21 protein-coding genes are annotated in these 24,730 nt (G+C 46.8%); 5 read left to right on the top strand and 16 right to left on the bottom strand.

Annotated features, from left to right (window positions below; genetic code table 11):
- Window positions 1–6: 6 nt before the first annotated feature.
- From H8S18_RS01265 to H8S18_RS01255, 3 genes are all read right to left on the bottom strand, one after another.
- Window positions 7–558 (bottom strand): helix-turn-helix domain-containing protein, encoded by a 552-nt coding sequence (locus H8S18_RS01265; protein ID WP_186856499.1) that lies wholly within the window; start codon window positions 556–558, stop codon window positions 7–9.
- 163 nt (window positions 559–721) lie between these two features.
- Window positions 722–1,198 carry a hypothetical protein gene (locus H8S18_RS01260; RefSeq protein WP_186856498.1) on the bottom strand — a complete coding sequence of 159 codons (477 nt, stop codon included), beginning with the start codon at window positions 1,196–1,198 and terminating at the stop codon, window positions 722–724.
- A 137-nt stretch (window positions 1,199–1,335) separates the two neighbouring features.
- Window positions 1,336–1,950: a hypothetical protein gene (locus H8S18_RS01255; RefSeq protein WP_186856497.1), complete on the bottom strand. Its 615-nt coding sequence runs from the start codon at window positions 1,948–1,950 to the stop codon at window positions 1,336–1,338.
- 85 nt (window positions 1,951–2,035) lie between these two features.
- Between H8S18_RS01255 and H8S18_RS01250 the strand changes: the two genes are divergently transcribed.
- Window positions 2,036–3,709, top strand: a complete 1,674-nt coding sequence (locus tag H8S18_RS01250) for a formate--tetrahydrofolate ligase (RefSeq protein WP_186856496.1) — start codon at window positions 2,036–2,038, stop codon at window positions 3,707–3,709.
- A gap of 111 nt (window positions 3,710–3,820) precedes the next feature.
- Here the strand turns inward: H8S18_RS01250 and H8S18_RS01245 are convergent, their stop codons facing one another.
- From H8S18_RS01245 to H8S18_RS01235, 3 genes are all read right to left on the bottom strand, one after another.
- Window positions 3,821–4,366 (bottom strand): glutathione peroxidase, encoded by a 546-nt coding sequence (locus tag H8S18_RS01245; RefSeq protein ID WP_186856495.1) that lies wholly within the window; start codon window positions 4,364–4,366, stop codon window positions 3,821–3,823.
- A gap of 71 nt (window positions 4,367–4,437) precedes the next feature.
- The gene (locus tag H8S18_RS01240; RefSeq protein ID WP_186856494.1) at window positions 4,438–4,674 is read right to left on the bottom strand and encodes a hypothetical protein; all 237 of its coding nucleotides are present in this window, start codon (window positions 4,672–4,674) and stop codon (window positions 4,438–4,440) included.
- Complete coding sequence (locus H8S18_RS01235; protein WP_186856493.1) at window positions 4,664–5,485, bottom strand: glycerophosphodiester phosphodiesterase family protein; 822 nt, start codon at window positions 5,483–5,485, stop codon at window positions 4,664–4,666. The genes H8S18_RS01240 and H8S18_RS01235 overlap by 11 nt, the downstream gene beginning before the upstream one ends.
- Window positions 5,486–5,569: 84 nt before the next feature.
- Between H8S18_RS01235 and H8S18_RS01230 the strand changes: the two genes are divergently transcribed.
- Together H8S18_RS01230 and H8S18_RS01225 are read left to right on the top strand one after the other, a co-directional pair.
- Window positions 5,570–6,445: a patatin-like phospholipase family protein gene (locus H8S18_RS01230; protein ID WP_186856492.1), complete on the top strand. Its 876-nt coding sequence runs from the start codon at window positions 5,570–5,572 to the stop codon at window positions 6,443–6,445.
- A 266-nt stretch (window positions 6,446–6,711) separates the two neighbouring features.
- The gene (locus H8S18_RS01225) at window positions 6,712–7,146 is read left to right on the top strand and encodes a hypothetical protein (RefSeq protein WP_186856491.1); all 435 of its coding nucleotides are present in this window, start codon (window positions 6,712–6,714) and stop codon (window positions 7,144–7,146) included.
- A gap of 448 nt (window positions 7,147–7,594) precedes the next feature.
- On the opposite strand, the gene H8S18_RS01220 is transcribed toward H8S18_RS01225, so the two are convergent.
- From H8S18_RS01220 to H8S18_RS01205, 5 genes are all read right to left on the bottom strand, one after another.
- The gene (locus H8S18_RS01220; RefSeq protein ID WP_186856490.1) at window positions 7,595–11,851 is read right to left on the bottom strand and encodes a 2-hydroxyacyl-CoA dehydratase; all 4,257 of its coding nucleotides are present in this window, start codon (window positions 11,849–11,851) and stop codon (window positions 7,595–7,597) included.
- A gap of 109 nt (window positions 11,852–11,960) precedes the next feature.
- Window positions 11,961–13,436: a C40 family peptidase gene (locus H8S18_RS01215; protein ID WP_186856489.1), complete on the bottom strand. Its 1,476-nt coding sequence runs from the start codon at window positions 13,434–13,436 to the stop codon at window positions 11,961–11,963.
- Window positions 13,437–13,572: 136 nt separating this feature from the next.
- Window positions 13,573–14,235 (bottom strand): 4Fe-4S double cluster binding domain-containing protein, encoded by a 663-nt coding sequence (locus tag H8S18_RS01210; protein WP_186856488.1) that lies wholly within the window; start codon window positions 14,233–14,235, stop codon window positions 13,573–13,575.
- A gap of 2 nt (window positions 14,236–14,237) precedes the next feature.
- Entirely contained in the window at window positions 14,238–14,363 is a 126-nt protein-coding gene (locus H8S18_RS14775; protein WP_279288423.1) for a hypothetical protein, read from the bottom strand.
- Window positions 14,364–14,380: 17 nt separating this feature from the next.
- Window positions 14,381–15,517: a sodium ion-translocating decarboxylase subunit beta gene (locus tag H8S18_RS01205; protein ID WP_186856487.1), complete on the bottom strand. Its 1,137-nt coding sequence runs from the start codon at window positions 15,515–15,517 to the stop codon at window positions 14,381–14,383.
- A 182-nt stretch (window positions 15,518–15,699) separates the two neighbouring features.
- Between H8S18_RS01205 and H8S18_RS01200 the strand changes: the two genes are divergently transcribed.
- A complete protein-coding gene (locus tag H8S18_RS01200) occupies window positions 15,700–16,275 on the top strand; it encodes a flavodoxin family protein (protein WP_186856486.1) in 576 nt (191 codons plus the stop codon).
- Between the two features lie 27 nt (window positions 16,276–16,302).
- Here H8S18_RS01200 and H8S18_RS01195 read toward each other — a convergent pair whose 3' ends face one another.
- On the bottom strand, window positions 16,303–16,935 hold the full coding sequence (locus H8S18_RS01195) for a class I SAM-dependent methyltransferase (RefSeq protein WP_186856485.1): 633 nt from the start codon (window positions 16,933–16,935) through the stop codon (window positions 16,303–16,305).
- Window positions 16,932–18,746, bottom strand: coding sequence for a translational GTPase TypA (gene typA, locus H8S18_RS01190; RefSeq protein WP_186856484.1), 1,815 nt, complete (start codon window positions 18,744–18,746; stop codon window positions 16,932–16,934). The genes H8S18_RS01195 and typA overlap by 4 nt, the downstream gene beginning before the upstream one ends.
- Before the next feature lie 114 nt (window positions 18,747–18,860).
- Between typA and H8S18_RS01185 the strand changes: the two genes are divergently transcribed.
- Window positions 18,861–20,540, top strand: a complete 1,680-nt coding sequence (locus H8S18_RS01185; RefSeq protein WP_186856483.1) for a U32 family peptidase — start codon at window positions 18,861–18,863, stop codon at window positions 20,538–20,540.
- 31 nt (window positions 20,541–20,571) lie between these two features.
- On the opposite strand, the gene H8S18_RS01180 is transcribed toward H8S18_RS01185, so the two are convergent.
- The 3 genes from H8S18_RS01180 to H8S18_RS01170 all read right to left on the bottom strand — a co-directional run bounded on the left by H8S18_RS01180 (window position 20,572) and on the right by H8S18_RS01170 (window position 24,628).
- Entirely contained in the window at window positions 20,572–21,003 is a 432-nt protein-coding gene (locus H8S18_RS01180; protein WP_186856482.1) for a DUF7832 domain-containing protein, read from the bottom strand.
- A 71-nt stretch (window positions 21,004–21,074) separates the two neighbouring features.
- Window positions 21,075–23,516 carry an AAA family ATPase gene (locus H8S18_RS01175; protein ID WP_186856481.1) on the bottom strand — a complete coding sequence of 814 codons (2,442 nt, stop codon included), beginning with the start codon at window positions 23,514–23,516 and terminating at the stop codon, window positions 21,075–21,077.
- Window positions 23,513–24,628: an exonuclease SbcCD subunit D gene (locus H8S18_RS01170; RefSeq protein ID WP_186856480.1), complete on the bottom strand. Its 1,116-nt coding sequence runs from the start codon at window positions 24,626–24,628 to the stop codon at window positions 23,513–23,515. Before H8S18_RS01170 ends, H8S18_RS01175 begins: the two co-directional genes overlap by 4 nt.
- Window positions 24,629–24,730 lie beyond the last annotated feature (102 nt).

Raw genomic sequence — 24,730 nt, 5'->3', positions numbered from 1 at the left:
CCGTCCTCACTTTGAAATAATTGCCAGAAATTTGCAGGGTTTTCCATCTTCCGCGCGCATCGCATGCGGCGTAGAAGCATCAAAATATACGGTATCTCCTTCATTCAGGCGTATCTCTGCATCATGGATAAAAATTGTCATGCTTCCTTCCACGACATAATTGAGTTCCTGGCCTTCATGCGCATTCTTTTTTACGGCATCCGTATCTTTTGGCTCCACCGTCACAAGGAATGGCTCCATCGCCCTATTTTTAAAAATCGGCGCAAGATGCTGGTATTTATAAGCTTTGCGGCGTTCCATTTTAAGCCCCTCGCCCTTCCGCACCAAGGTAAAGGTTTTAAGTTTTGCATTGTCACCCGTAAGAAGTTCCGTAATATCAACTCCGAAACGGTTCGCTAGCGTATACAAAAAGCTAAATGAGAAATCCCTCTCTCCAGCTTCATATTCCCTGTATTCTTCTATAGTTTTTCCGGTCAGCTGCGCCATCTCTTCAATGCTGATTTCTTCTATCTCACGCAAAACGCTAATTCGCTGCGCTATTTCTTTGATCTCATTCATCGTTATTACACTCCCATCTTAAAATCAGGGTTTGCGCATTTCTACCTGCGCAGACCGTACACTGCCGTTTCATACACGAAACAAAAAACCGGAAGTTTCCGGCTATGCTCAAGCTTTCCCGAAAGCCAACGCCGGAATACTCACCCCGTCGTGCTAGTCCCGTTTATTTTACTTTTACCGCTTCACTTTGAAACACGACGATAACACCGTTCTTATCCCAAATAAGATCTTCTCCTTCGAGATTCTGGAATTTTTTTCCGTAGGCCTGTTTCACCGCCTCCGGCTGTCCATCCGACTTGGATGTATCAAACATCACGAACCCATAAACGGTCTCCGGCCAATCTTCTTTCACTGTAAATTCCGCTTTCAGGTTATTCCCTTCCTTGGTTATCTTCTGTTGGTCAATACGGGTTCCATCTGAATTCAATACACTGATGATACCGTTGGTACCATCCATCAGGTTGGTCTCTCCGGAAACAATCAGCTTGCCGTCGGTAAGTTCCGCCGTGCAGGATCCTGTTACTTCAAATTTTGTTCCGTCCGCTTCCGGCCTCTTAATTTCCTGTGCGCCTCCGCAGCCAGCTAAAACAGTCACCGCAGCTATCACGATAACAAGTAATACAATCAACTTTTTCTTCATGCTTTTTGAAATGCCCCTTTCGCCAATCACGCCTTATGCAAGAACATAAGACCGTATTTTATAAGTATATTAAAAACAACCCCGGATGTAAAGTGCTTTCCTGCCTGCCATGGTTCGGAAGTTCAGGAAACCTATCTTTATTTCAAGCATGTATCTGCAATTCTCAACATACCGCCCCGCCAAAATTTTCCAGTATTCCACGCACGAACAAAATCAAACGAACACCGCTTTCCCCACGTCGCAAAAATCACGTTCATTTCTTCACCGTCGCTTTCATATCCGGTCAGGTTAAACCAATGCCATTCATATTCGTCAAACGCCACATCAAAATGTTTGAGCATCAGATACATAACAGGCACGCCATTCCCAATCGCTCCTTGTACAAATTTTTTTGCCTGTGAGATATCCGCGTGACCGTCAATCTTTTCCAATGCAAGCCCGACTCCCGCGTCCTGTGCATAACGCAAGAACATTCGTTCAAACTTATCGATACTGGTGAGGCCTCCGATGCCGGGATAGATATACCGGAACATAAGTTCAAAAAATTTCAGAAAATCTTCCCGTGTCACATGGAATGGATCATACGGATATAGTTTTCTAAGCGCGGGAAACGAGCGTGCCAATACAATGCACTGCTCGCATGCGCACACGGCCGAACAGCCCCCCAATTTCATCATATGATGGGTGTGCCAGTTTTGATCTCCTCCATAGTAGGCGTCGTCTATTCTAAAAAAATCTAATTCTTTTTCCATGCCTATTATTATAACACACATTGACAAACATATGCAGATGAACGAAAATAGAAGCAATAGCCAAATTATCCTAGGAGTGACACCGATGAATAATGATTTGAAAATCGCAAATTCCGTAACAGCGGAGCCCATTTTAAAAATTGCACAAAAGCTTGGTATTCCGGAAAATGTATTGATTCCTTACGGAAAAGATATTGCCAAAGTGCAGCTTTCCTATTTAAAGAAGCTGGAAGAGACACGCCAGCCAGGGCGCTTAATCCTCGTTACCGCCATCAATCCCACACCTGCGGGCGAAGGCAAAACAACTGTTTCGATCGGCCTTGCAGATGCCCTTTCCCGCAGAGGACAAAAAACGTGTCTCGCCTTACGCGAGCCTTCTTTGGGGCCGGTATTTGGCATCAAAGGAGGCGCGACGGGAGGCGGGTATGCCCAGGCAATTCCGATGGAAGATATTAATCTGCATTTTACTGGCGATATTTATGCCGTGACAACTGCTAATAATTTGTTGTGCGCCATGATTGACAATCACATTTATCATGGAAACGAGTTACGCATCGACGTAAAAAATATTACTTTTAAACGCTGCATGGATATGAACGACCGTGCGCTTCGAAATATTATTTGCGGATTGGGCGAGCGTACGGATGGTGTGCCGCGTCAGGACGGATTCGATATTTCCGCAGCTTCCGAGATTATGGCAGTGCTGTGTCTTGCTTCCGACTCAGATGATCTCAGAAGGCGGCTTGATAGAATTACTGTCGCTTACAATCTTGATGGGCAGCCTGTATTTGCCAAAGACCTTGGCGCGGGCGGAGCAATGTCCGTCATCCTCAAAGAGGCAATCAAGCCAAACCTAGTACAAACTCTGGAACACACTCCGGTTTTTATGCATGGCGGACCCTTTGCCAATATTGCACATGGCTGCAACAGCATCATTGCCACTAAAATGGCAAACCATCTTGCAGATTATACCGTCACGGAAGCTGGGTTCGGCGCGGATCTTGGCGCGGAAAAATTTCTCGATATCAAATGCCGGGCGGCAGATCTATGGCCGGATGCGGTTGTCCTTGTCGCCACTGTCCGGGCGTTGAAATATCATGGAGGCATTCCAAAAGACCAGCTTAATGTGGAAAATATCGAGGCCGTTAAAAAGGGAATCTCTAATCTCCGGCGGCACCTTAACACACTCAAAAATACATATGGTTTACCCGTTGTCGTGGCTCTCAATCATTTTACCACCGATACGCAGGCCGAACTTGATGAAGTGTTAAGCCAGTTAGAGGCGATGGGAACCAAAGCCGCTTTGTGTGATGTCTGGGCAAAGGGAGGAGAAGGAGCGCTTGAACTTGCAGATGCTGTTACAGCTTCCATATTGAACCATTCGTCTCCCAGTCATCCATATGATTATGCAGAGCCAATTATACAAAAAATAACTGCTATTGCTACCCGTGTTTATGGTGCGGAACGCGTCGATTTCTCTAAAGTAGCAAAACAAAAGATAGCGATGTATGAAGACCAAGGCTACGCCAATCTTCCCGTTTGCATTGCCAAAACACAGTACTCTTTTTCCGATGATCCTAAAAAATTGGGAGCACCCGAAGGTTTTAAAATGGATGTTCGGGATGTAACACTAAGCTCCGGAGCAGGATTTATCGTTGTGTTGTGCGGAACCATTATGCGTATGCCCGGCTTGCCCAAAAAACCCGCCGCAGTCAATATCACTCTGGATGAAAATGGAGATACAGTCGGCCTATTCTGAATTGCAACAAAAACGGAGCAAATATTTGCTCCGTCAGCCTGTCGAAAAAGTCAACCTTTCGGTTGACTTTTTCGACAGGCTGCACCGCTATAAAAGCGGTGTTTTTTAAACTTAGAGGAGTTTTTCAATGGCAGGAGCAATTTTATCTGGCGTGGCAGTTGGTTCAAACCGCTCAACAACAGTGCCTTTCCTATCAATCAAAAACTTAGTGAAATTCCATTTGATATCACTGGTTTCATCATAATTTTTATTTTCGGCACGAAGAATTTCGTCAAGCTTGCCGGCAATTGGGTGTTCCATATCAAACCCGGCAAAGCCCTTTTGTGATTTCAGGTACTCATAAAGCGGCTCGGCATCTTTTCCATTGACATCTATTTTTGCCATCATAGGAAACGTAACCCCATAATTTAGAGAACAAAATTCTTTGATCTCTTCGTTTGTACCCGGATCCTGTCCCGCAAATTGGTTACACGGAAATCCAATGATGGCAAGTCCTTTCTCTCCATAAGTTTGGTACAACTTCTCAAGGCCTTCAAATTGAGGGGTAAATCCACATTTGCTCGCCGTATTGACAATAAGTAAAACATTTCCTTCATAGTCGCGTATTTTCTGCGTTTCTCCATTCATCTTTTTCACGTCAAAATCATAAACATTCATACTCTATTACTCCCGTTTTCGTTTTGATTATTTATAAAGACAGAAAAAGCTCCTCAAACAAATTATTTTCCTCAATTGAAAATCGAAACTCCTACAGCGCCCATCGCAAACATATAAATGATACAGGCTATGATTGAGAGCAACATGCCGGCGATAGAGTAAAAATGCAAAATTTTTAACGTGGCTGAACCGGCAATAACTCCGGCAATTGCTAAAATAAGGCCAATCAGGAAAAAGCCGGGAACAAACATCAGGAAAGAGAACGCCCCAAGCAAGATAACCAGAATAGCCAGAGCTCTATTGCGCATGCTTTCCTCCTTGGGGTTCAAATTGTTCAAATACCAGGGCATCAATGTAAGGCTCTGCCGCTTTCCGCTCCTCTTCTGAACGGATCGTCCACGCAAATACCGGCACCCCACTTTTGCGCAAGCGTTCGACAATCGGCTGTTTTACTCCATTTTTTTCATAATTAATAAAATTAGGACGGCACATGACATTGGTAAGCAGATGGCGCAGCCCCCACCGCTGCCATGCTGGGATCGCTTCCGCACCTTCTTCAAATGTTGCGGAAAGCTGGCCGCGCAACACCTGCGGCGCATGTTTATAAAACCAACGCATCGAATACGGAGAAAACGACTGTACTGCGAACTTTCCCTCATAGCCTTTTAGCCGTTCGCAAACATCCACTTCTAGCCTTCCTGCCCGTCCTGTATTTTTCAATTCAATTAGCAACGGCACTTTTCCGCCAACTGCTTTTAATACCGCGTCAAAGGTTGGAATCTTTTCTTCGGTCCCGGCGAGGCGAAGAGTCTGCAGTTCCGTCAGCGCAAGGTCCTCAATCCTACCCTTCCTTCCTGTCATACGCTCCAAGTCGTCATCATGAAATACCACCAATATGCCGTCTTTGGAACGATGTACATCCAACTCGATGGCATATCCTTGGCGGATGGCATGCTCAAACGCAGGTATCGAATTTTCCGGCACTTCCTCCGAATGCAATCCCCGGTGGGCATAATCGTAATCTTTTAGCCAACAATCATAGACTGGCTTTCCCATCGTCATAAAAAAATAAAGAAAAAATAGCCCTATGCAAACAAGTATCAAAATTATCCCAAACATAAATGTACGCTCCCGTGCTATATTGTATCACATTTTTGATTTTTTGGTTGAGAAAAGTTATAATACAACATTGAGGTGAATTTTATGGCAAAAGCAGGTTTAATCCTTGAGGGAGGCGGAATGCGCGGCTCCTACACAGCCGGCGTCCTGGATGCATTCCTTGATCTCGGAATTCATTCAGAAGACATCATAGGCGTTTCCGCAGGTGCGGCCAACGCGATCTCTTATGTCTCTGAACAGCAGGGACGTAATCTAACTATTTATAATACCTGTATCAACCGCAAATATCTGAGCGCATGGAATTTTCTTACTACAGGCTCATTTTTCGGGATGAAATATGTATTTTATGAAGTGACAAGGAATATCATTCCCTTTGATTATGACACTTTCAAAAATTCCAGAAAAAAGCTCACGATTGTCGCGACAAATGTTAAAGATGGAAAACCATTTTATAAGCAGCTTTCCGACCTTAACAACGATGCTGATATGAAGTATCTCTGCGCAACGGCTGCAATCCCTATGGCGTCTACCATCGTAAAGGTAGACGGGCATCAATTGATGGATGGCGGCGCAAGTGATTCTATACCAATTGAGTATTCCCTCTCCAAAGGTAATACTAAAAATATAATTGTCCTGACAAGATGCGCGGGGTTTCGGCATGAAAAAGGTAAAATGAACTGGTTCCCTTACATACGGTATCCATCCCATAGGGAATTTGCGTATACAATTGCCAATCGTTATCAGTATTACAACAAGAGCATCGAAATTGCAGAGCAACAGGAACGCGAAGGAAATGCGCTTATTATTCGTCCGTCTAGGCCCATTATCGCAGGACGCATGGAAAAAAATCCAAAAAAGTTATCCGCTCAATATCAGGTTGGGTATGATGACACTATGGCAATGCGCGATAAGCTGCTTGTTTTTGCCGACGGCCTCGAAAATGTGGATCTGCGCAAATAGCGGCTCTTTTCTGAACAGTTTATGAATTTTCTCAAGAAAGGCTGTTCAATCATGAAATATCAGGATATTAATATTATAATAGATAAAAACTCTCATTCTCCTACAGACACTCATTTTCGCCCGGAGGATATCGCCATGAAACGATGGAACGCCGTGCTGTGTGCCGTATTGTTTCCTGTTCTGTTGGTTTTCACGTCCTGTGGTACGGTTCCGAAGGGCAGGCTTTTGGAGATATTTGAACTATATTCAAAGTGAGGTAAACGATCGTGAGAAAATTTTTTCTGCTGGCCGTCTCCGTTGGTCTTCTTCTGCTGCTTACAGGCTGCCAATCCGCTTTTTCGCTCTCCCCCGCGGAGGTGCAATCGGTCGACGCTTTTACGGGAAGCGTTCCCGCGGCGGCGGTACAAAAAACAGTTTCTCGTGCAGAGGATATCAAGCGGCTCACTGAAGCAGTCAATCAGATCAAATTGCTTGGAAGCGCTTCCCAAGAGGACGAGGTTGCCGGCGGGATCGGCCTGCATTTGCGGTTCTATTTAACGGACGGGGCGTCTGTTACCGTTTCTATCGGCGAAAACGGCTCCCTCCTGCGAAAGAGCGGCAGACTGTACTCTATCACTCCCATAGCATGTGATATACTATGGGAAAGCCTCGATTATGAGGAAGTGCCTGTTCCAGAATCTGAGCTTCCGGTTGTTTCCTGACCAATAACATAAAGGAGGCCGCCAAATGAACCGAAAGCATTTTCTTCAGGCTATTTTCGCCGCCATTATTTTACTGCTTGAATTTTTGCTCTGTCGTTTTATTCTATTTGATTGGCATGGCATGAAGGATTTTCCGCTTTTGCTGTTTTTTTCGGTATAGGAGTGATTTTTCTTTCCCTCCCGTCTGTCTCTCATACCATACGGTTTTCCGTACCCATTGGCTATGCTGCCGGTTTTTTCTCAGGTATCCTGCTCCATTCTTATGGAACGGATCCCGGTGGCGGAAAAACAGACGATCTATGGCTTATTTGGGGCGCAGTATATCTCGCCTGCATTTTAGCGGGAATTTCCCTCGAAATCCTATATCGCCGCAGGCGCAAAACACGAGCCGCCCATTCCGCAGAAAAGAAAAACCGGTATTAAGCAATACCGGTTTTTTACAGTCCTTTTATTCCCGCTCATTTGCCGCAGCCTTTTCCGCCTGCTGCTTTTTCAAATTTTCGAACGCACTGTAGATCATCAGTTTAATCCGGTTAAGCTGATTAACCTCCGACGCGCCCGGGTCATAGTCCACTGCCACAATATTCGCCTGGGGATATTTATTTCTGATCCCCCGTATCATTCCCTTGCCCACTACATGATTTGGCAGACAAGCGAACGGTTGTACGCAAATAATGTTTGGAGTCCCCTCTTCGATCAGGCTCAGCATTTCAGCCGTTAGGAACCAGCCCTCACCCGTGCAGTTTCCACAGGATATCATTTCCTCTGCCCGTTCCGCAAGGTGCTGTATTTTCGGATACGGCTCGTAATATTTGCTCTTGCGCAACGCACGCTGAATCGGGTTCCGGAACCAATTGACCAGCCAAATGCCAAACATAGCGGCTTTATAGACTCCTTTGGATTTCCCCATTTCCTCATGCTTGAACTTGCAACTATATAAGCTGTAGGTGAAAAATTCCATCAATGCCGGCATTACAGCCTCACCGCCCTCGCTTTCAATCACGTCGATAGCATGATTATTGGCATCCGGATGATATTTCACAAGAATTTCTCCTACAATTCCTACCTTGGGTTTCACCTCACCTGTACGCTCAATCGCTTCAAAGTCCCTGACCATCTGCTTGGCAGCCTTACGATACCCAAAATAACGCGTATGTTCTACGATATCCTGTATCTTCTTGACCCACCTGTTAAACAGCGCATTGGTCTCTCCCTCATTTTTCTCATAAGGACGGGTTGCAAGCAATAATTTCTGTAGTAAGTCACCTAGCGGAATTGCAAGAAGAAGACGCATCGCAAGACCGCCTGTAAAACGGAATCCCGGATTCTTCTCTAATCCTGAGAAATTGATTGATACCACCACTACCTGAGGAAATCCCGCTTCCTTCAGCGCCTTTCTCAGAAAAGCCAGATAGTTAGATGCACGGCATCCACCGCCCGTCTGTGTCAGCATAATGACCGTATTGTCTGGATCGAGCTTTCCTGTTAGAAACGCATTTACAAGCTGCCCTACAACAATAATCGTCGGATAACATGCGTCATTGTTCACATATTTGAGGCCAACGTCGATGTCTTCTTTTGTCACTTCCGTCAACACCTTGAAGTGATAGCCCGTAGGATCAAAGGCTTGCTTTAGGAACTGGAACTGGAGCGGGGCCATCTGCGGACAGACGATCGTGCCCTTCTCGCGCATTTCTTTTGTAAAAATCCGACGATGCCATATGGCATCTTTGCGTTCCGGCTTCGGTTTTTCTGCCTGTTCCTCTTTCTGTTCCTTGAGTGCTGCAATTAAGGATCGAATTCGTATTTTGGCCGCTCCTAGGTTACTGATCTCGTCAATCTTGAGCAGCGTATAAATTTTCCCAGCCGCCGTAATAATCTCCTGCACCTGATCCGACGTAATCGCATCCAATCCACATCCAAATGAATTGAGCTGCACAAGCTGGAGACAGTCATAGCGCCCTACCGCCGCCGCAGCCTCATACAACCGCGTGTGGAACGCCCACTGGTCCATTACCCGGATTGGGCGTTCAAGATGCCCCAAATGTGCTACACTGTCCTCCGTCAATACGGCAAGACCATAGCTTGTAATCAACGATGGAATACCATGGTTGATTTCTGCATCCACATGGTAAGGCCGTCCGGCAAGCACAATGCCTGTATTTCCGGTCTCCTCGAGCCATTTGATCGTCTTTTCGCCCTGTTCCCTCATATCCTGCTTAAACGCATCGAGCGCGGCGTACGCGGCTTCTGCCGCCTCTTTGGCCTGCTTTTCTGTAATCCCATATTTTCCGAATTCCTTCATGATCTTCTGCGGCATGAACTCCGGTTCATCAAGAGCCACAAAAAAATTAATAAATTCAATCCCTTTTTCATGAAGGACATCCATATTGTTTTTGATCACTTCCGGATAAGATGTCACCACCGGACAATTGTAATGATTGTTCGTATTGTCGAACTCCTTGCGTTCAAAAGGCACGCATGGATAAAAAATCCGTTTTACACCCTTTTCGGCAAGGTTTTCAATATGTCCGTGAATCAGCTTTGCCGGATAGCAAACGGTATCCGATGAAATCGTCTCCATCCCCTTCTGGAACATAGAATGGCTGGATGGATCCGACAATACGACACGGAAGCCGAGCTTGGTAAACATCGTATGCCAAAATGGATAGTTCTCATAAATATTGAGTGCACGCGGAATCCCCACTGTCCCGTTCGGAGCTTCCTCGTCGCTCAAAGACTCATACTCGAAAACACGTTTCAGCTTGTAATCAAACAGATTCGGCATGTCGTTTTTACGTACAATACCGCTTCCCTTTTCGCAACGGTTTCCGGAAACAAACTTCCTTCCATCCTCGAAGGTGGTAATCGTGAGCATACATCTGTTTTCACATTTTCCACACCGCGCAAAGCTTCCCTTATATGTAAAATGTTCAAGTTCCTCACGGGATAAGATGCCCGAGCGCTTTCCCTTCATTTCTTTCTTGGCAAGCAAAGCAGCGCCGAACGCGCCCATGAGCTCCGCGATATCCGGACGGACGACCTCACGCCCCAACTCCAGTTCAAAGGAGCGCAGGATCGCATCGTTTTTAAAGGTTCCGCCTTGTACGACAATATTTCTGCCGAGATCTTGCGGATCTTTGACCTTAATCACTTTATATAATGCATTCTTTACAACCGAATAGGAAAGCCCGGCGGAGATGTCTCCTACGGTCGCCCCCTCTTTCTGCGCCTGTTTCACCCGGCTATTCATAAATACGGTGCAACGCGTCCCAAGATCGACAGGATTCTTCGCCTTGAGCGCTTCTTGTGCGAATTCCTGAATCGGTATCCCCAGCGAGAAAGCAAATGTCTGCAGGAAGCTGCCGCAACCGGAAGAACAGGCCTCGTTTAACATAATCCCATCTACGACACCATTCTTAATCCGCAAGCATTTCATATCTTGCCCACCGATATCAATAATGAGATCCACATCCCTATTAAAAAATTCCGCCGCCTTATAGTGCGCCATTGTCTCAATCTCGCCAAGATCAAGTTTCAGCGCTTCTTTTATGATTGCTTCCCCATATCCCGTAACGCATGCACCTGCGATATAGGCGCCTGAAGGAATTTTATTATAAATATCGCGTACAATTTCTACTGCGGAATCAAGCGGGCTTCCCTCATTGGAATGGTAGTGGGAATACAGTATTCTGCTTTGATCGTCAATCAAGACTGCTTTGATTGTTGTGCTCCCGGCATCCAATCCCAAATAGCATGCGCCCTCTGCACCTTTTAAATCGGCCCGCACGGCATTTTTCTGCGCATGCCGATTTTGGAATTCATCATACTCTTCCTGATTTTCAAACAATGCCCGCAGCCGCCGCGTTTCGTGCTCTCCTTCGCTTGCATGCTCAAGCATTCCCGGCAATTCGCTGATTTGAAACTCTTTGCCTTCTGCCATCAATGCAGCGCCAAGCGCAACAAAGAGGTGCGAATTTTCCGGATGGATAATTGCTTCATCTTTTAAATTCAGAGTATCTATAAATCGGCTGCGCAGCTCCGTTAAATAATGAAGCGGACCTCCCAAAAATGCAACGTTGCCCCGAATCGGCCTGCCGCAGGCAAGTCCGGATATCGTCTGATTTACAACCGACTGGAAGATGGAAGCAGCAATGTCTTCCTTCGCTGCGCCTTCATTGACCAATGGCTGCACATCTGTTTTTGCAAATACGCCGCAGCGCGCGGCGATCGGATAAATTGTCTGATAGGTTTTAGCAAGCTCGTTTAAGCCCATCGGATCCGTATTCAGCAAAGTTGCCATCTGGTCTATAAAGGCTCCTGTACCGCCTGCACAGGTCCCGTTCATCCGCTGTTCGAGCGATGGCTTCATATAAGTGATCTTTGCATCTTCTCCCCCAAGCTCAAGAACGACATCCGCTTGCGGAATATATTTTTGCGTTGCGCGCGCCCCCGCAACTACTTCTTGAATAAAAGGAAGTCCTAGAATTTTGGCAACAGAAAGTCCCCCGGAACCTGTAATAGCCGAAGTGACCGTATATGTACCGCATTCCTGCGCAATTTCCCGAAACAGATTTAATAGTTCACCCCTGACGTCTGAAAAATGACGCCGATATCTTTCAAACAAGATATTATCTTCCCCATCAATCAACACGACTTTGATCGTGGTGGATCCAATATCAAGTCCCAATTTATATTCTGTCATAACTACCTCCCGCTGACAAAATATTATAGCAAATATATGTGAACTATACAAGAACACAAAAAAGAACGGATGCAGTTGCACCCGTTCTTACTATTAAAATCGAAGTATCTTAGAGTGGTCTTTTACCACAGATAAACCGACTCTGGAACCAAGAGCCTAAGCCCCGCACAACAATCGCATTCTGGCTCGAAGAGGCATCGATAACCTGTCCGCCGCCAAGATAGATCGCTACATGACCAGAAACGCACACGATATCGCCGCGCTGCAGATCATCCCAACCTACCGAAGTATAGCCTGAATTCGCCCAACCACTGGATGTCATATAGCCAATGCCATTACCGCTCTCTTTCAGTGCGTAATAGATGAATCCAGAACAGTCAAATGCATCCGGGCCTTTTGCGCCAAGACTATACGGTTTTCCAACCTGAGCCATTGCCACATCAATAAAAGCCTCTACCGAACCTGGATCAGCCGTATAAGACGGACTGCTGCTGCCTGAACCGCCTGAGGAACTATTGCCTTTATTCCCGCCGGAAGAAGAACTATTCCCTTTATTTCCAGACGAACTGCTCCCCTTGCTATCGGAACTATCATTTTCCTTTTTCGGAGCTTCATATTCCAGGGCTTTCTCAGCCTCATCCGAATAAATCAATTCTTCAGTCATATGGCCGACACTGCCATCATCAGTAAGGCCGTTCATTCTCTGGAAATACTGGACAGCCTTTTCCGTTTCCTCTCCAAAATAACCGCTTGCTGAGGAAATCGGGTACCCAAGAGCCATCAAACGCTCCTGCATCCGCTCGACATCATATCCTTCCGCACCAAGAGACATTGTATATTCTTTTGCCTGATCCGAGAACAATAATGCCTGTGTTTCCGGGCCTGCCGCTCCATCGATTGCAAGGCCATGTTTTCTCTGGAAATATTTAATTGCCTGTGCCGTTTGCGGCCCATAATAATCAGTTGTTTCATCCGCACCCATATAATAGAGATCCATTAACCTCTGCTGTAATGCCGGTACGGAAGCGTCATTCATTCCTTCCGTCAGCATAACATACTGAGGTGTCGGCTCAGGAGTAGGCGTCGGTTCTTCAGCCGTCTCTGCAATCGCGGCATCATCCGCAACTGCGCCATCTGACGTTACTGTGCTCTCTTCCACCGCAGCCTGCGTTGTTTCCGTCAATTCCGGTACGGCTGCCACAGCCTGCGTTGTTTCCGCAGGTGCTTCCACATTGTATTCCGCAACCTGCACCATTTCCGGCACATTCGGCTCTACTTGGGCGGTATCGCCGTTTGCAGCCATAACCATCACAGGAACCATGATCGCCACAACCGCAACTGCTACTACCACCGTAAAACGTTTCCTGTTTACACGATGTGCCGTATAACGCCGCGTCGCACGGCGGGCTGGCCTTTGCATGGTAATTCTCGTACGCGAATTTCTCGACGGCATCGCCGTTCCCCTTCTTCTTTTACTGCTTACATGGATGTTAGAAATAGAGCCTTTCACTTGGGAAAGCTTGTCTTTTGTTGTACTGACTGCTTTGGAAAAACCCTCTTTAACATTAGATATAATATGATTCATATTAATCTCCTCTGTTTTTTTACGAAGATACAAGGCACCATTTCACCTTATAACTTTGATTATTATACAATGTTTCCGCACACTTGTAAATAGTTTCGTAATAAATTGTTCATAATTCTTTCAAAAAGCAGCAGAATTACTTTGGTACCCGTCCCACTGGGCAAACGGCCATACAAATTCCACAAACGGCTCCCCTGCCAATTTTCTTATAAGCTTTTTTCATGTGTGCACTGCACAGGCGCACATCTATGATCTCTTCGACAGATATGCCAGTTTCCCACTTTTTTCCAAAAAGCGCGCCGCTCGGACATGCCGATACGCATTTGGCACATCCAGTACACGGATTTTCGGTTTTTCCGGTCCGTGCAACCGGCAGGTCCGTCATAACCGTCCCCAGACGGACGCTTGCCCCATAATCCGGGGTAATCAGTAAATCGTTCATTCCAATTCCGCCCAGCCCACACAATACCGCTGCTGCTTTGTGCGGAAAAAGCCCCCTGTATCCATCTTCACTTACCGATTGTGAAGCCGGAATATACACTGCATCATAACCTTCTGCTTTGATTGCAAGAACAAGCGTATAGGATACATGATCGATGTATGCATTGCAGGTACGGTAATGATGGAAATAAGTCTTTGTCGGCCCGTTTTCCGCAATCTCCCGTACAATCGCGCGCGGCAGCGGCAGTGCGAAAGAAATTACATTCGGCAGGGTTTCATACACTTGCAAACTCTGCGGCAATTGGTCGCTTCCATACAGTGTAATATTCTTTTCCCGGAAAATCTTTACATAATCCAAGCCTATTGCTTCTTTCTCTTGGTTACCCTATTGATAATAAGCACTACCACACAAATAGCGGCAATTACAACAAAGATAGAGACCATACCCTGCCACATAAGCTGGAGGGAACCTGTAACAGCATCCATATTCTTTTTCCTTTCTGCTAGATCAGCACCGGTACAAGACCGAGGATAACGCCTCCGGCAATCACCGAAGCAATCTGCCCCGAGACGTTGGCCCCCACCGCAAACATCAACAGATGGTTCTGATTGTTCGCTTCAAGGCCCATTTTCTGTACAACACGTGCGGACATCGGAAAGGCCGATATTCCCGCCGCACCGATCATTGGATTTATTTTATTTCTGCCAAACAAATTGAGCAGCTTGGCAAACAGCACCCCCGCGATTGTATCGAAAAAGAATGCTACAAGTCCGAGGCACATGATGAGAATTGTCTGGATATTTACAAAATTTTCCGCCTTCATCGTGGAAGCAATTGTGATTCCCAGAAGCAAAGTAATAAGATTCACAAGAACCTTCTGCGCCGTATCGGAGAGGGAATCCAGCACCCCGCATTCCCGCAGCAGATTGCCAAACATCAGGAATCCAACAAGCGCAATAGACGCAGGCGCAACAAGACCTGCAATGAGCGTCACGACAATCGGAAATAGAATCTTGGCAATCCTTGGGATATCTTCGCCATGATATTCCATCTTAATCGCACGTTCTTTTTTGCTGGTCACGAGCTTAATGGCAAGCGGCTGTATGATGGGCACGAGGGCCATATATGAATAGGCCGCCACTGCGATGGCTCCAACGTATTGGCTTCCAAGTACTTGAGAAACCAAAATAGAAGTCGGGCCGTCTGCCGCGCCGATAATGCCAATTGAAGCTGCATCCGTAAGGGAAAATCCCATCCCCGTAGCGGCAAAAATTGTTGCGAATATACCAAACTGAGCTGCCGCCCCAAAAAACAGCAGTTTAGGATTCTTAAGCACCGGTCCAAAATCAATCATTGCGCCAATTCCAATAAAAAGCAAAAGCGGCATCGCTTCCGAAGCAGAAATTCCTACGCTGAACAGCCAATCGACGATACCGTTTACTGGTCCGATACCTGCCATCACCTGATCAACCGCGCCCGAAAAAGGAATGTTTACTAAAATTGCACCAAATCCCATCGGCAAAAGCAACGCAGGCTCTAATTTTTTAGAAATTGCAAGGAAAATAAGCACGCCTCCTACGGCAAACATCACGATCTGCTGCCATGTGAGCGCGGCAAACCCTTCCACCAAAAATTCCATTGGTTTCTCCTTTGTTATATTTTACTTTATGAACATCCAGAAACAGTATAGCATTGTCTCCTGCCAATGGAAACCTATTTTAGAAAAATTTTAGACCTCCCGGTAATCCATAAAACACAATATTTTGTTTTCCCATTCCCGATTGTGTTATACTTAAAGAAACGGTCGCAGGAGGAAATGTGGTGAAAGTAATTGCCTTTAACGGAAGCCCGCACAGGAGGGGCAACACCTATCACAGCCTCAAACTTGCGTGTGATGAAATGAATATTCGCGGGATTGAAACCGAAATTATCCAGGTTGGCGGCAAACCTCTTCGTGGCTGTATCGACTGCGGTCATTGCAAAAGCATTATGGACCGCCGGTGTTCCATTGCTACGGATGAGATGAATGATTTTATCACGCAGGCAATTACATCCGACGGAATGCTGATCGGCTCGCCGGTTTATTTTGCCAATATGACTCCCGAAACAAAATGCCTGATTGACCGCCTCGGGCGCGTGACCCGCAACAATGGATTTTTGCTCAAAAACAAGCCCGGTGCTGCCGTCGTGGCCGCCCGACGTTCCGGAGAAGCCTTTACTTTTGCTTCCATTAACTATCTGTTTCAGGCAAGCCAGATGCCGATTGTAACTTCTTCACACTGGAATTTCATGATGGCAAACAGCCAGAATGATTGGGAGCAAGACGAGGAAGGTCTCGAGACCATGAGGCTGCTGGGAGAAAACATGGCATGGATTCTGAAAAAATTTGCCGGTTAATCTACAAAAAAGCGCCTTTCGGCGCTTTTATTCTCTTCTTGCTATTGCACACAACCAACCGTTTTCCACATTGGTATCCGTGGTTACTTCTGCGAAGCCCGCTTCCAGCAGCATCTTTTCAAGCTCCTCCGGAGTATTGTTATGCATTTTGAGTGTTTCTACGATATACTTATCTTCCTCGCTTTGATTCTCGTGATTATACATTTCTGCAACGATCACAAAAAGGCCGCCCGGTTTTATCACCCTGCACACCTCACGGAAATCATGCGCCAGATCCGGCCAAAAATAATAGCTTTCCACCGTAGTCACAAGATCAAACATATCATCACGGAAGGGGAGATTGGATACGCTTCCATGGAGGATATGTATCTTTCCGCTTTGAACATCCTCTTCATTTTCCTGTTTTGCCATATTCACAGACGTTTCGGAATAATCGATGCCGTATAGCTTTCCGTTTTCTGCCTGTCTGGACAGACGCCTAAGCGCCTTTCCTCCCCCGCATCCAATATCGAGGACAATCGCATCCATACCTACGTCAAAATGCGAAAAGCCCCATGCAGTCAATTCCGCATGGCTTTCATTCATACGGCGAATCGTCTGCTCTCCCAGTTCTCCTTCCGGCCTCTTACAGTTTTTCAAAACTTCATCAGGTGTTCTCATTTTTTATTCGCTTTCATCCTCAACTGATGATCCAGAATCCGTTTGCGGATACGCAAACTTTCGGGGGTTACCTCCAGAAGTTCGTCATCTCCCAAAAATTCCAGCATCTCTTCTAAACTCATGTTTTTAGGCGGGATCAGGCGTAGCGCATCGTCACTTCCCGAAGCACGCACATTGGATGCATGCTTTTTCTTGCATACATTTACCACGAGATCCTCGTTTTTCGGCGACGAGCCGACTACCATTCCCATGTAAACCGGGGTGCCCGCACCGATAAACAAAGTGCCGCGTTCCTGCGCATTGTATAGGCCATAGGTAATTGCATCGCCCGTTTCAAAAGCGATCAGCGATCCTACGGATCGCTTTTCGATGTCCCCTTTATATGGTTCATAGCCATCAAATACCGTGTTGAGTATTCCCTCACCGCGCGTATCGGTAAGGAATTCCCCACGATAGCCGAATAAACCCCGCGCAGGTATTTTAAACTCGATTCGCATGCGCTCACCCTGTGGCGTCATATGTACCATTTCCGATTTGCGGGAACCAAGCTTTTCAATAACGCTGCCCACACTCTCCGCAGGAACATCTACCAAAAGACGCTCAATCGGCTCGCACATATGGCCGTCAATCGTTTTATACAGAACCTTCGGTGCCCCGACCATAAATTCATAGCCCTCGCGGCGCATTGTTTCGATCAGGATGGAAAGGTGCATCTCCCCGCGTCCAAGTACGCGGAATGTCTCCGGGCTGTCCGTCTCATGAACGCCCAATGAAACATCTTTGCGCAGTTCCGCCATCAGACGGTCCCGCAAATGCCTTGAAGTCACATATTTTCCTTCCCTGCCTGCAAACGGCCCATTATTGACAGAAAATGTCATCTCTACCGTCGGTTCCGAAATCTTCACGAACGGAATTGGCTCAAATTCATAAGGGGCGCATACCGTATTTCCAATATTTACATTTTCAAGACCGGAAAACGCAACAATATCACCCGCTTTTGCAGCTTCCACTGTCACGCGCTTCAAACCGTCGTATTGGTAAATTGCCGTAACCCGGCCATTGGTGCAAAGATCCTCCACGTGGTAATCGCACAGCGAAACCTCTTGCCCAGTCTTAATCGTTCCCCGTTCTATCCGTCCAACAGCGATTCTCCCCACATAATCATTATAATCAATCGAGGATACCAACATCTGAAGCGGCCCATCCGGATCGCCTTCCGGTGCGGGAATATAGCTTAAAATGGTATCAAAAAGCGGTTTCAGGTCCGTCCCCTTCCGGTTGGGATCCATGGTTGCCGTTCCTTCGCGCCCGGAACAATAGATAATCGGGCTGTCGAGCTGCTCATCCGTTGCATCAAGTTCAAGGAGCAGTTCCAGTACTTCTTCCCCTACATCATTTAGGCGCGCATCCGGCCGATCCATCTTATTCACCACAATAATAACGCGATGGTTGAGTTCCAGCGCTTTCTGGAGTACAAACCGCGTTTGCGGCATTGGCCCTTCGAACGAATCCACAAGCAGCAGAACTCCGTTTACCATCTTGAGTACACGCTCTACCTCCCCGCCAAAATCCGCATGCCCGGGGGTATCAACAATATTGATTTTTACGTCATTATAATAAGTCGCCGTATTTTTCGCCAGAATAGTAATTCCGCGTTCGCGCTCCAAATCTCCCGAATCCATCACACGCTCCGCCACGACCTGATTGTCACGGAAGGAACCGCCTTGTTTCAGCATTTCATCTACAAGCGTCGTTTTTCCGTGATCGACATGTGCAATGATCGCAATATTCCTCAAATCTTCTCTTATCACTTTATTTCTCCCTTTCTTAAAAACAATTTATTATATACCAAAAAGCGTTTATACGCAAGGGATACCACTGTATAAGTATATGGTATAATAGATGGGAAATATGGGAGGGAGCTTATGGAACTTTTATCGCCGGCAGGCGGATGGGACAGTTTAAAAGCGGCCGTGGAAAACGGCGCGGATGCAGTATATATTGGCGCACAAAGGTTCAGCGCGCGTAACCTTGCGGATAATTTCGATGACTTCGGGGCGGCGGCGGCCTTCGCGCACGCTTCCGGCGTAAAACTCTACCTGGCGCTCAATACGCTTGTGCGCGATCGTGAGATTCCCGCATGGATCGATACGGCGAAGGCTGCCGTGCAGGCAGGAATTGATGCGTTTATTGTGCAGGACCCCGGTTGCGCAATGCTTCTCAAAGAACTTTGCCCTTCTTTTCCCCTGCATGCAAGTACGCAAATGACAGCGCATAACCCTTCCAACGTGCGTATCCTGCAAAAACTTGGATTTCGTCGTATTGTTTTGGCGCGCGAGCTTTCTTTTGCAGAAATTTGTGCGATTCGTGAGAGTACTAAAATAGAACTTGAAGTGTTCGTACACGGTGCATTATGTGCCTGCTACTCAGGCCAATGCCTGATGAGCAGCCTTTTTGGCGGAAGAAGTGCAAATCGCGGCCTGTGTGCACAGCCCTGCCGGCTCGATTATTCAGTAAACGGAAAACACGGCCGTCTGCTTTCCCCGCGCGACCTCTGCTTAATTGATTATATTCCTCACCTTATGCAGGCCGGAATCGAAAGTATAAAAATCGAAGGACGTATGAAGCCGGCCCGGTACGTAGGAACCGTTACGCGCATTTACCGCAAGGCGCTTGACGGCAAAAGTATTACGCAACAAGATAAAAACGATCTCCTGAAAGCATTCAGCCGGCGCGGCTTTACCGATCGGCCCTTCGCCAAAAGTGTTCCTTCCATACTTCCTCAAACTATACCCATGAAACATCAACCTCCTGCTGCGGATCATCCTTTCGGCATTTATTCTCCCTTAAAAAAGGGAAAGTGGAAAAAGCCGGGGAAATTGGCCGCACAGGCAACGACTATCGAGCAGGCGAAGGCCGTTTTGCCGCTGGTAGATATCCTGTATGTTCCCTATGCTGCACAATGGGTGGGCGAACTTTCTGGTTCCAAGGCACAAATTATCGGTGCGCATCCGCTCATTTCACATGATGGAGAGGAGCAGCCTTCCAAGGCCTGCTTTGACGGCGAACTGTTTACTACTCTTATGGACGGGGATGTAATGCACAAAATAGCGGATGTCTCGTTGAATATAATGAATGGCCAAACCTTGAAAGCACTGCGTTCCCTCGGTTACGAGCGTGCAACCGTGAGCGCTGAACTCAATGCGGCGCAAATTGCAGATCTGCCCGATCTCCTGCCCACGGAGGCGATCGTCTATGGCAGGCTGCCCCTGATGACTACCTCGTATTGCCCCATGCACTGTGAGGATAAAAAGCGCTGTCCTGCCGCCGCAGGACAGGCAGTGCTTACCGACCGCATGGGGAAAAGGTTCCCTATTTTGCGGGTCGGCCCGGACTGTAGAGTCGCAATCCTGAATTCCGCACCAATTTATATGGCGGATAAACTCATTTCAGTCAGCGCCAATGTAATCAGGCTTCTTTTCACGGTGGAATCCCCGGAACAATGTATTGCTATTGTCCGGCAATACAGGGGGGCAATGCAGGGAAAACCGCATACTCCGCCTCCAGAGTTTACACGGGGGCATTTTACGCGTGGCGTCAAATAATTGAACAAAAAAAACGCCTTTCGGCGTCTTTTTAGTCAAGCTCCTGATTTCTCCATTTTTCAAATTTTTCATTGATAACAGGTTCTACCTTATCATAATTTTCCCATGTATCTTCGTGAAGATACACCGAAAATTCTGAATCAATATCTTCCGCCGCAAGTGCATCTGCAAAATCATCAATATAGGAGGTAACATAATACTCCCCGGTAAATTCCAATGCTTCATCCACCATAATATCTTCCGGCAGTGCCTCGTCAAAGCATTCCATCAGGAGGTCACGGCCCGTCATTTCCCGACTGCGCACACGTTCTATCGCATCAGCAAACTCCTCAAGCCATTCTTCCTGTATCAGGTCGTTATTTACCAGCCACGCAAGGTATATTCCGATATGAGTTCCTGCATTCTCGTAGGGAATGCTGTCCGGAAACGTTACTGCGTGCCAATCCATCTTATCGAAAGCCATCTGCATTCTCCTCCATATTTATACACATAATACTCCAAGGTTTTTTCTATTGCAAGAAACCGCTTCTAAAATTAACAATTTATTATCAAATCGCTTCCCATACGGTCCTTTCGCACTTCAATTGTCGTTTCTATATTCTCTTTGAGCATCTGGACATGGGAGATGATTCCAATTAATTTGGAGCCGCCGCGCACACACGCCAGAACGTCGAGTGCATTCTCAATGGAGGAAGGATCGAGAGAACCAAAACCTTCGTCAATAAACAGGGCATCGATATGAATCCCCCCGCTTTGCGCCTGTACAACCGTAGAAAGGCCAAGCGACAATGCTAGGGCAACCAGAAATTTTTCCCCGCCGGAAAGACTGTTTACGCTCCTGCGCTCTCCCGAATAAGAATCAAACACTTCAAGATCCAGTCCTACCTTACGCGTGCGGCCCGCCCCTTCCATAGATCGATAAAGCTGATACCTGCCATCATGCACCTTTTTGAGCAATACGTTCGCCTCTTCAGCAATCGCCGTCAGCATAACCCCGAGGACATATCTTTGCAGGCTGATGCCATTGGAACCCCTTAACAGTTTGGAAAACTGGTCCAGTTCTATAAATTTTGAGGTTGACCGTTCAAGTTTTCTTGCGTATTCTTCTACAGCATCCGCCGCTTTTTCCAGTAGTGCGATCCTAGCTTTTATTTCTGCAAGAACAGCTTCCGCTGTTTTCTTTTCCCGCTCCTTTTTGTTAAATTCTTCTTCAAGCGGTCCAATATCTACCGGAACAATCCCTTCCAGTTTTTCCTCAAGCAAGCGCATGCTTTCTTCCGCAACTTTTTTCGTTACATAATAATCCTGAATTTTCTGCCGGGCTGCTTCCGTCTCCTCTTCCGGCAAGCAGGCCGCGCGAAATTCCTCATCTGTTTGAAATCCTTTTTCTGCACAAGCCGTTTTAAAACATGTAATTGCTTCTTCGAAAATATTTCTCGCCTTTCCTGCCTCCCTTTGGTAAAAAGTTTGGGAATCCTGTACGGTTTTGTACTCCAAAAGCAATCTCTCCGCTTCTTCCAAAATCTCTTTTAATCTACCGGGAAGTTGAGGGCAATTTTGTTTTACGACCTGGCTAAATCCGAGCTTTCGAATCCCCTTTTCACATTCTTCCGTCTCTTGCTCTACACGGAATATCTCCCTTTCTTTTTCTGTGGCTTGCTTTCTCAGATCCTGTATGCGCTCCTCCACGTTCAAAACATCTTGTTCCGTTGTTTTTACATCCAGTTCAACTGCAGGCGACGGATGATAGACACTTCCGCAAACCGGGCACGCCATTCCATCTTCAAGCATTCCTGCGAGCATATGTGCCGTATCTCCCATATAGGCAGAAAAAATTCGTTGATACTCTTTCTCCGCCTGTTCTATTTTCTCTTCCAGTATATTTTTTTCTGTGACTTTCTTTGCCTGTTCCTGTTGGAGGCGCTTTTTATGCCCGCCGATCATAGACATATATTCATCAAGCCGTGCCCGCAGGCTTTTTATTTGTGCCGCGGCTTCGTCAGACTTTTTTTCATGTTCTTTCCATCGTTTCTGGAGGGCTGCCGCTTCACGGCGCGCTGGCAGCAACTGCGCCGCACTTTGGGCCCGTGCGCATTGGATCTCCAATCCACGGATCTCTTCTTCCTGTGCGCTTACTGCCGCTTCTTTCTTTTTAGCCTGCTCCCATTCGTCGAATAAGCCTTGTACAGCCTGCGCATTTTTCAAAGCCATCTCCGCCGCCTCAAGCTGCGCAGAAATGTCGGCGCAATTCTTTTCTTGCTCTGCAAGCTTCTCTTCCTGCGACGCTAAAAATGTTTTCAATTCTTCTTTCGTTTCGCAGTCATACTGGCGAAGCACAGTCTGCAGACTCTGTTCTACACCGTCGCGTACATGCTTCAATTCAAGTGCCTGTGCACAGAGCCAATCAGTAATCTTCTGCCATCGCTCCGCCTTAAAAAGCGTAACCAGTATTTTTTCTTTTTCCGCGGAATCCGCCACCAGAAGCTGTTCAAACCGGCCTTGCGGGAGAAGGACAACCTGGCGAAACTGCTCATAAGTGAGCCCCAAAATTTCTTCTGCCTTCTGCCGTACATTTTTAATTCCCGGGTTTTCAAAAAATGGTTCGAATGCCCTTGCATCGTTTTCAAAAAAAGCGTTTTGTGAAGCCTGAAGCTCTTTTTCCCCATTGCGCTTAGTCCGGACGCGGACTTCCCGCAGGAAACGGTATCTCCTACCGTTGGCGCGGAAAACAAAGTCTACCTTCGTATCCTGTTGATCTCCCGCAAAATTACTCCGCATAGCGCCGATATCTCCACGTCCGCCGCCGCTGCTTTCTCCAAATAGCGCGTATGTCATTGCATCCAGTACTGTTGTTTTTCCCGCGCCTGTTTTTCCATGGATCAAAAACAAACCGGATTTTTCAAACACCCGAAAGTCAATCTGCTGTTTCTTTACATAAGGTCCAAAAGCTTCAAAGCTCAGGAGTTCCGGCATCATTGCGCATCACCGCCTTTTTGCTCAAATTCAAGCGCTTTCCGGAACCAACCCATCTGCGTTGCATTTGGTTTCTCTCCCGTATATTCCTGGCAGAACATCGTCAGAATATCCTCTGGATGGAGGCTCGCCGCCTTTTCCATAGAAAGTGAAGTTTTCACATTGTTCAATTGCTTTCCAACAAGTGAAAGCAGCCGCGGATAATAACTGCGCAACGTATTAAGCACCTCAACATGAGCATACTCATCCCGCAATTCAATTTTAAGATAATCTTCCCGGTGCATGTCCTTCTCCGCCGCGTCCAATATTTCACTGTAATTTCCCTTGACGACGCGCAGATCATGCTGCATGGAAAGCACAATTTCCTGCCGCGAAAAGCCGGTTGTATCAACAACCGTTACACTCTTTTTTATATCCGCCTCGGCAAAAGAAAATTTAACAGGCGAACCGCTATAACGAATATTCCCGCCAATTTCCTGTGCCCGATGCAAATGCCCCAAGGCAACATAATCAAATCCGGCAAATGCGTCTGCGCCTACCATGTTCGCGCCGCCCACCATTGCCGAACGGTCACTCTCTGCTGGCTGGGCCCCGGTTACAAAACAATGAGCAATTAAAACATTGCTGCGCTCTCTGTCTGGTTCGATTCCTTTTATCACCGTACGCATTGCGCCATCATAACTTTTGATTTCTTCCTCTGGATGCAGGTAACGCACCTCGTCAATCGAAAAATAAGGAAGCAGGTGAAACGCCACATCCCCTGTATTGATCCGCTTGACACCATCGCGCACACTCCCCGCCACATAAAGTCCGGCACGTTCCAAAAGAGCATTGCACGAAGAAAGGCGCGCTGCCCCATCGTGATTTCCTGCGCAGATAAGCACCCGCTTTTTTTGGTCGATGCAGAGCATTGTCATCGCTTCATTATATAAGGCAATCGCGTCTGCACTTGATACGGCGTGGTCAAAGACATCTCCCGCAATCACAATTACGTCTATTTTTTCCGTATCAACAAGTTCATAAAGTTTTTTAAGAAAACACCGCTGCTCTTCGAGCAGCGACATATTGTTTAAAGTAATGCCCAGATGCCAATCTGAGGTGTGTAAAATTCGCATTGCTTTTCCTCCGTAAACATCATATCATATTTTATTTGGCTGGCACAGCGGGAAGGCACAATAAACATCCCCCAGCAGAGCTGGGGGTTTTTCACAAAACGC

The sequence above is a fragment of the Christensenella tenuis genome, assembly GCF_014287795.1.
In the GTDB taxonomy this organism is placed as follows: domain Bacteria; phylum Bacillota; class Clostridia; order Christensenellales; family Christensenellaceae; genus Christensenella; species Christensenella tenuis.
Note: the sequence above shows the minus strand (reverse complement) of the source record. Positions and strands in the feature narration are given on the sequence as shown.

Bases quoted from the DNA above. Each gene is read 5' to 3' on its own strand.
- H8S18_RS01245 (WP_186856495.1), bottom strand. From the start codon at position 4,366: ATGAATGTTTATGATTTTGACGTGAAAAAGATGAATGGAGAAACGCAG.
- H8S18_RS01250 (WP_186856496.1), top strand. From the start codon at position 2,036: ATGAATAATGATTTGAAAATCGCAAATTCCGTAACAGCGGAGCCCATT.
- H8S18_RS01215 (WP_186856489.1), bottom strand. From the start codon at position 13,436: ATGAATCATATTATATCTAATGTTAAAGAGGGTTTTTCCAAAGCAGTC.
- H8S18_RS01170 (WP_186856480.1), bottom strand. From the start codon at position 24,628: ATGCGAATTTTACACACCTCAGATTGGCATCTGGGCATTACTTTAAAC.
- H8S18_RS01255 (WP_186856497.1), bottom strand. From the start codon at position 1,950: ATGGAAAAAGAATTAGATTTTTTTAGAATAGACGACGCCTACTATGGA.
- H8S18_RS01240 (WP_186856494.1), bottom strand. From the start codon at position 4,674: ATGCGCAATAGAGCTCTGGCTATTCTGGTTATCTTGCTTGGGGCGTTC.
- H8S18_RS01265 (WP_186856499.1), bottom strand. From the start codon at position 558: ATGAATGAGATCAAAGAAATAGCGCAGCGAATTAGCGTTTTGCGTGAG.
- H8S18_RS01185 (WP_186856483.1), top strand. From the start codon at position 18,861: ATGGAACTTTTATCGCCGGCAGGCGGATGGGACAGTTTAAAAGCGGCC.
- H8S18_RS01220 (WP_186856490.1), bottom strand. From the start codon at position 11,851: ATGACAGAATATAAATTGGGACTTGATATTGGATCCACCACGATCAAA.
- H8S18_RS01205 (WP_186856487.1), bottom strand. From the start codon at position 15,517: ATGGAATTTTTGGTGGAAGGGTTTGCCGCGCTCACATGGCAGCAGATC.
- H8S18_RS01260 (WP_186856498.1), bottom strand. From the start codon at position 1,198: ATGAAGAAAAAGTTGATTGTATTACTTGTTATCGTGATAGCTGCGGTG.
- H8S18_RS01195 (WP_186856485.1), bottom strand. From the start codon at position 16,935: ATGAGAACACCTGATGAAGTTTTGAAAAACTGTAAGAGGCCGGAAGGA.
- H8S18_RS01175 (WP_186856481.1), bottom strand. From the start codon at position 23,516: ATGATGCCGGAACTCCTGAGCTTTGAAGCTTTTGGACCTTATGTAAAG.
- H8S18_RS01230 (WP_186856492.1), top strand. From the start codon at position 5,570: ATGGCAAAAGCAGGTTTAATCCTTGAGGGAGGCGGAATGCGCGGCTCC.
- H8S18_RS01180 (WP_186856482.1), bottom strand. From the start codon at position 21,003: ATGGCTTTCGATAAGATGGATTGGCACGCAGTAACGTTTCCGGACAGC.
- H8S18_RS14775 (WP_279288423.1), bottom strand. From the start codon at position 14,363: ATGGATGCTGTTACAGGTTCCCTCCAGCTTATGTGGCAGGGTATGGTC.
- H8S18_RS01235 (WP_186856493.1), bottom strand. From the start codon at position 5,485: ATGTTTGGGATAATTTTGATACTTGTTTGCATAGGGCTATTTTTTCTT.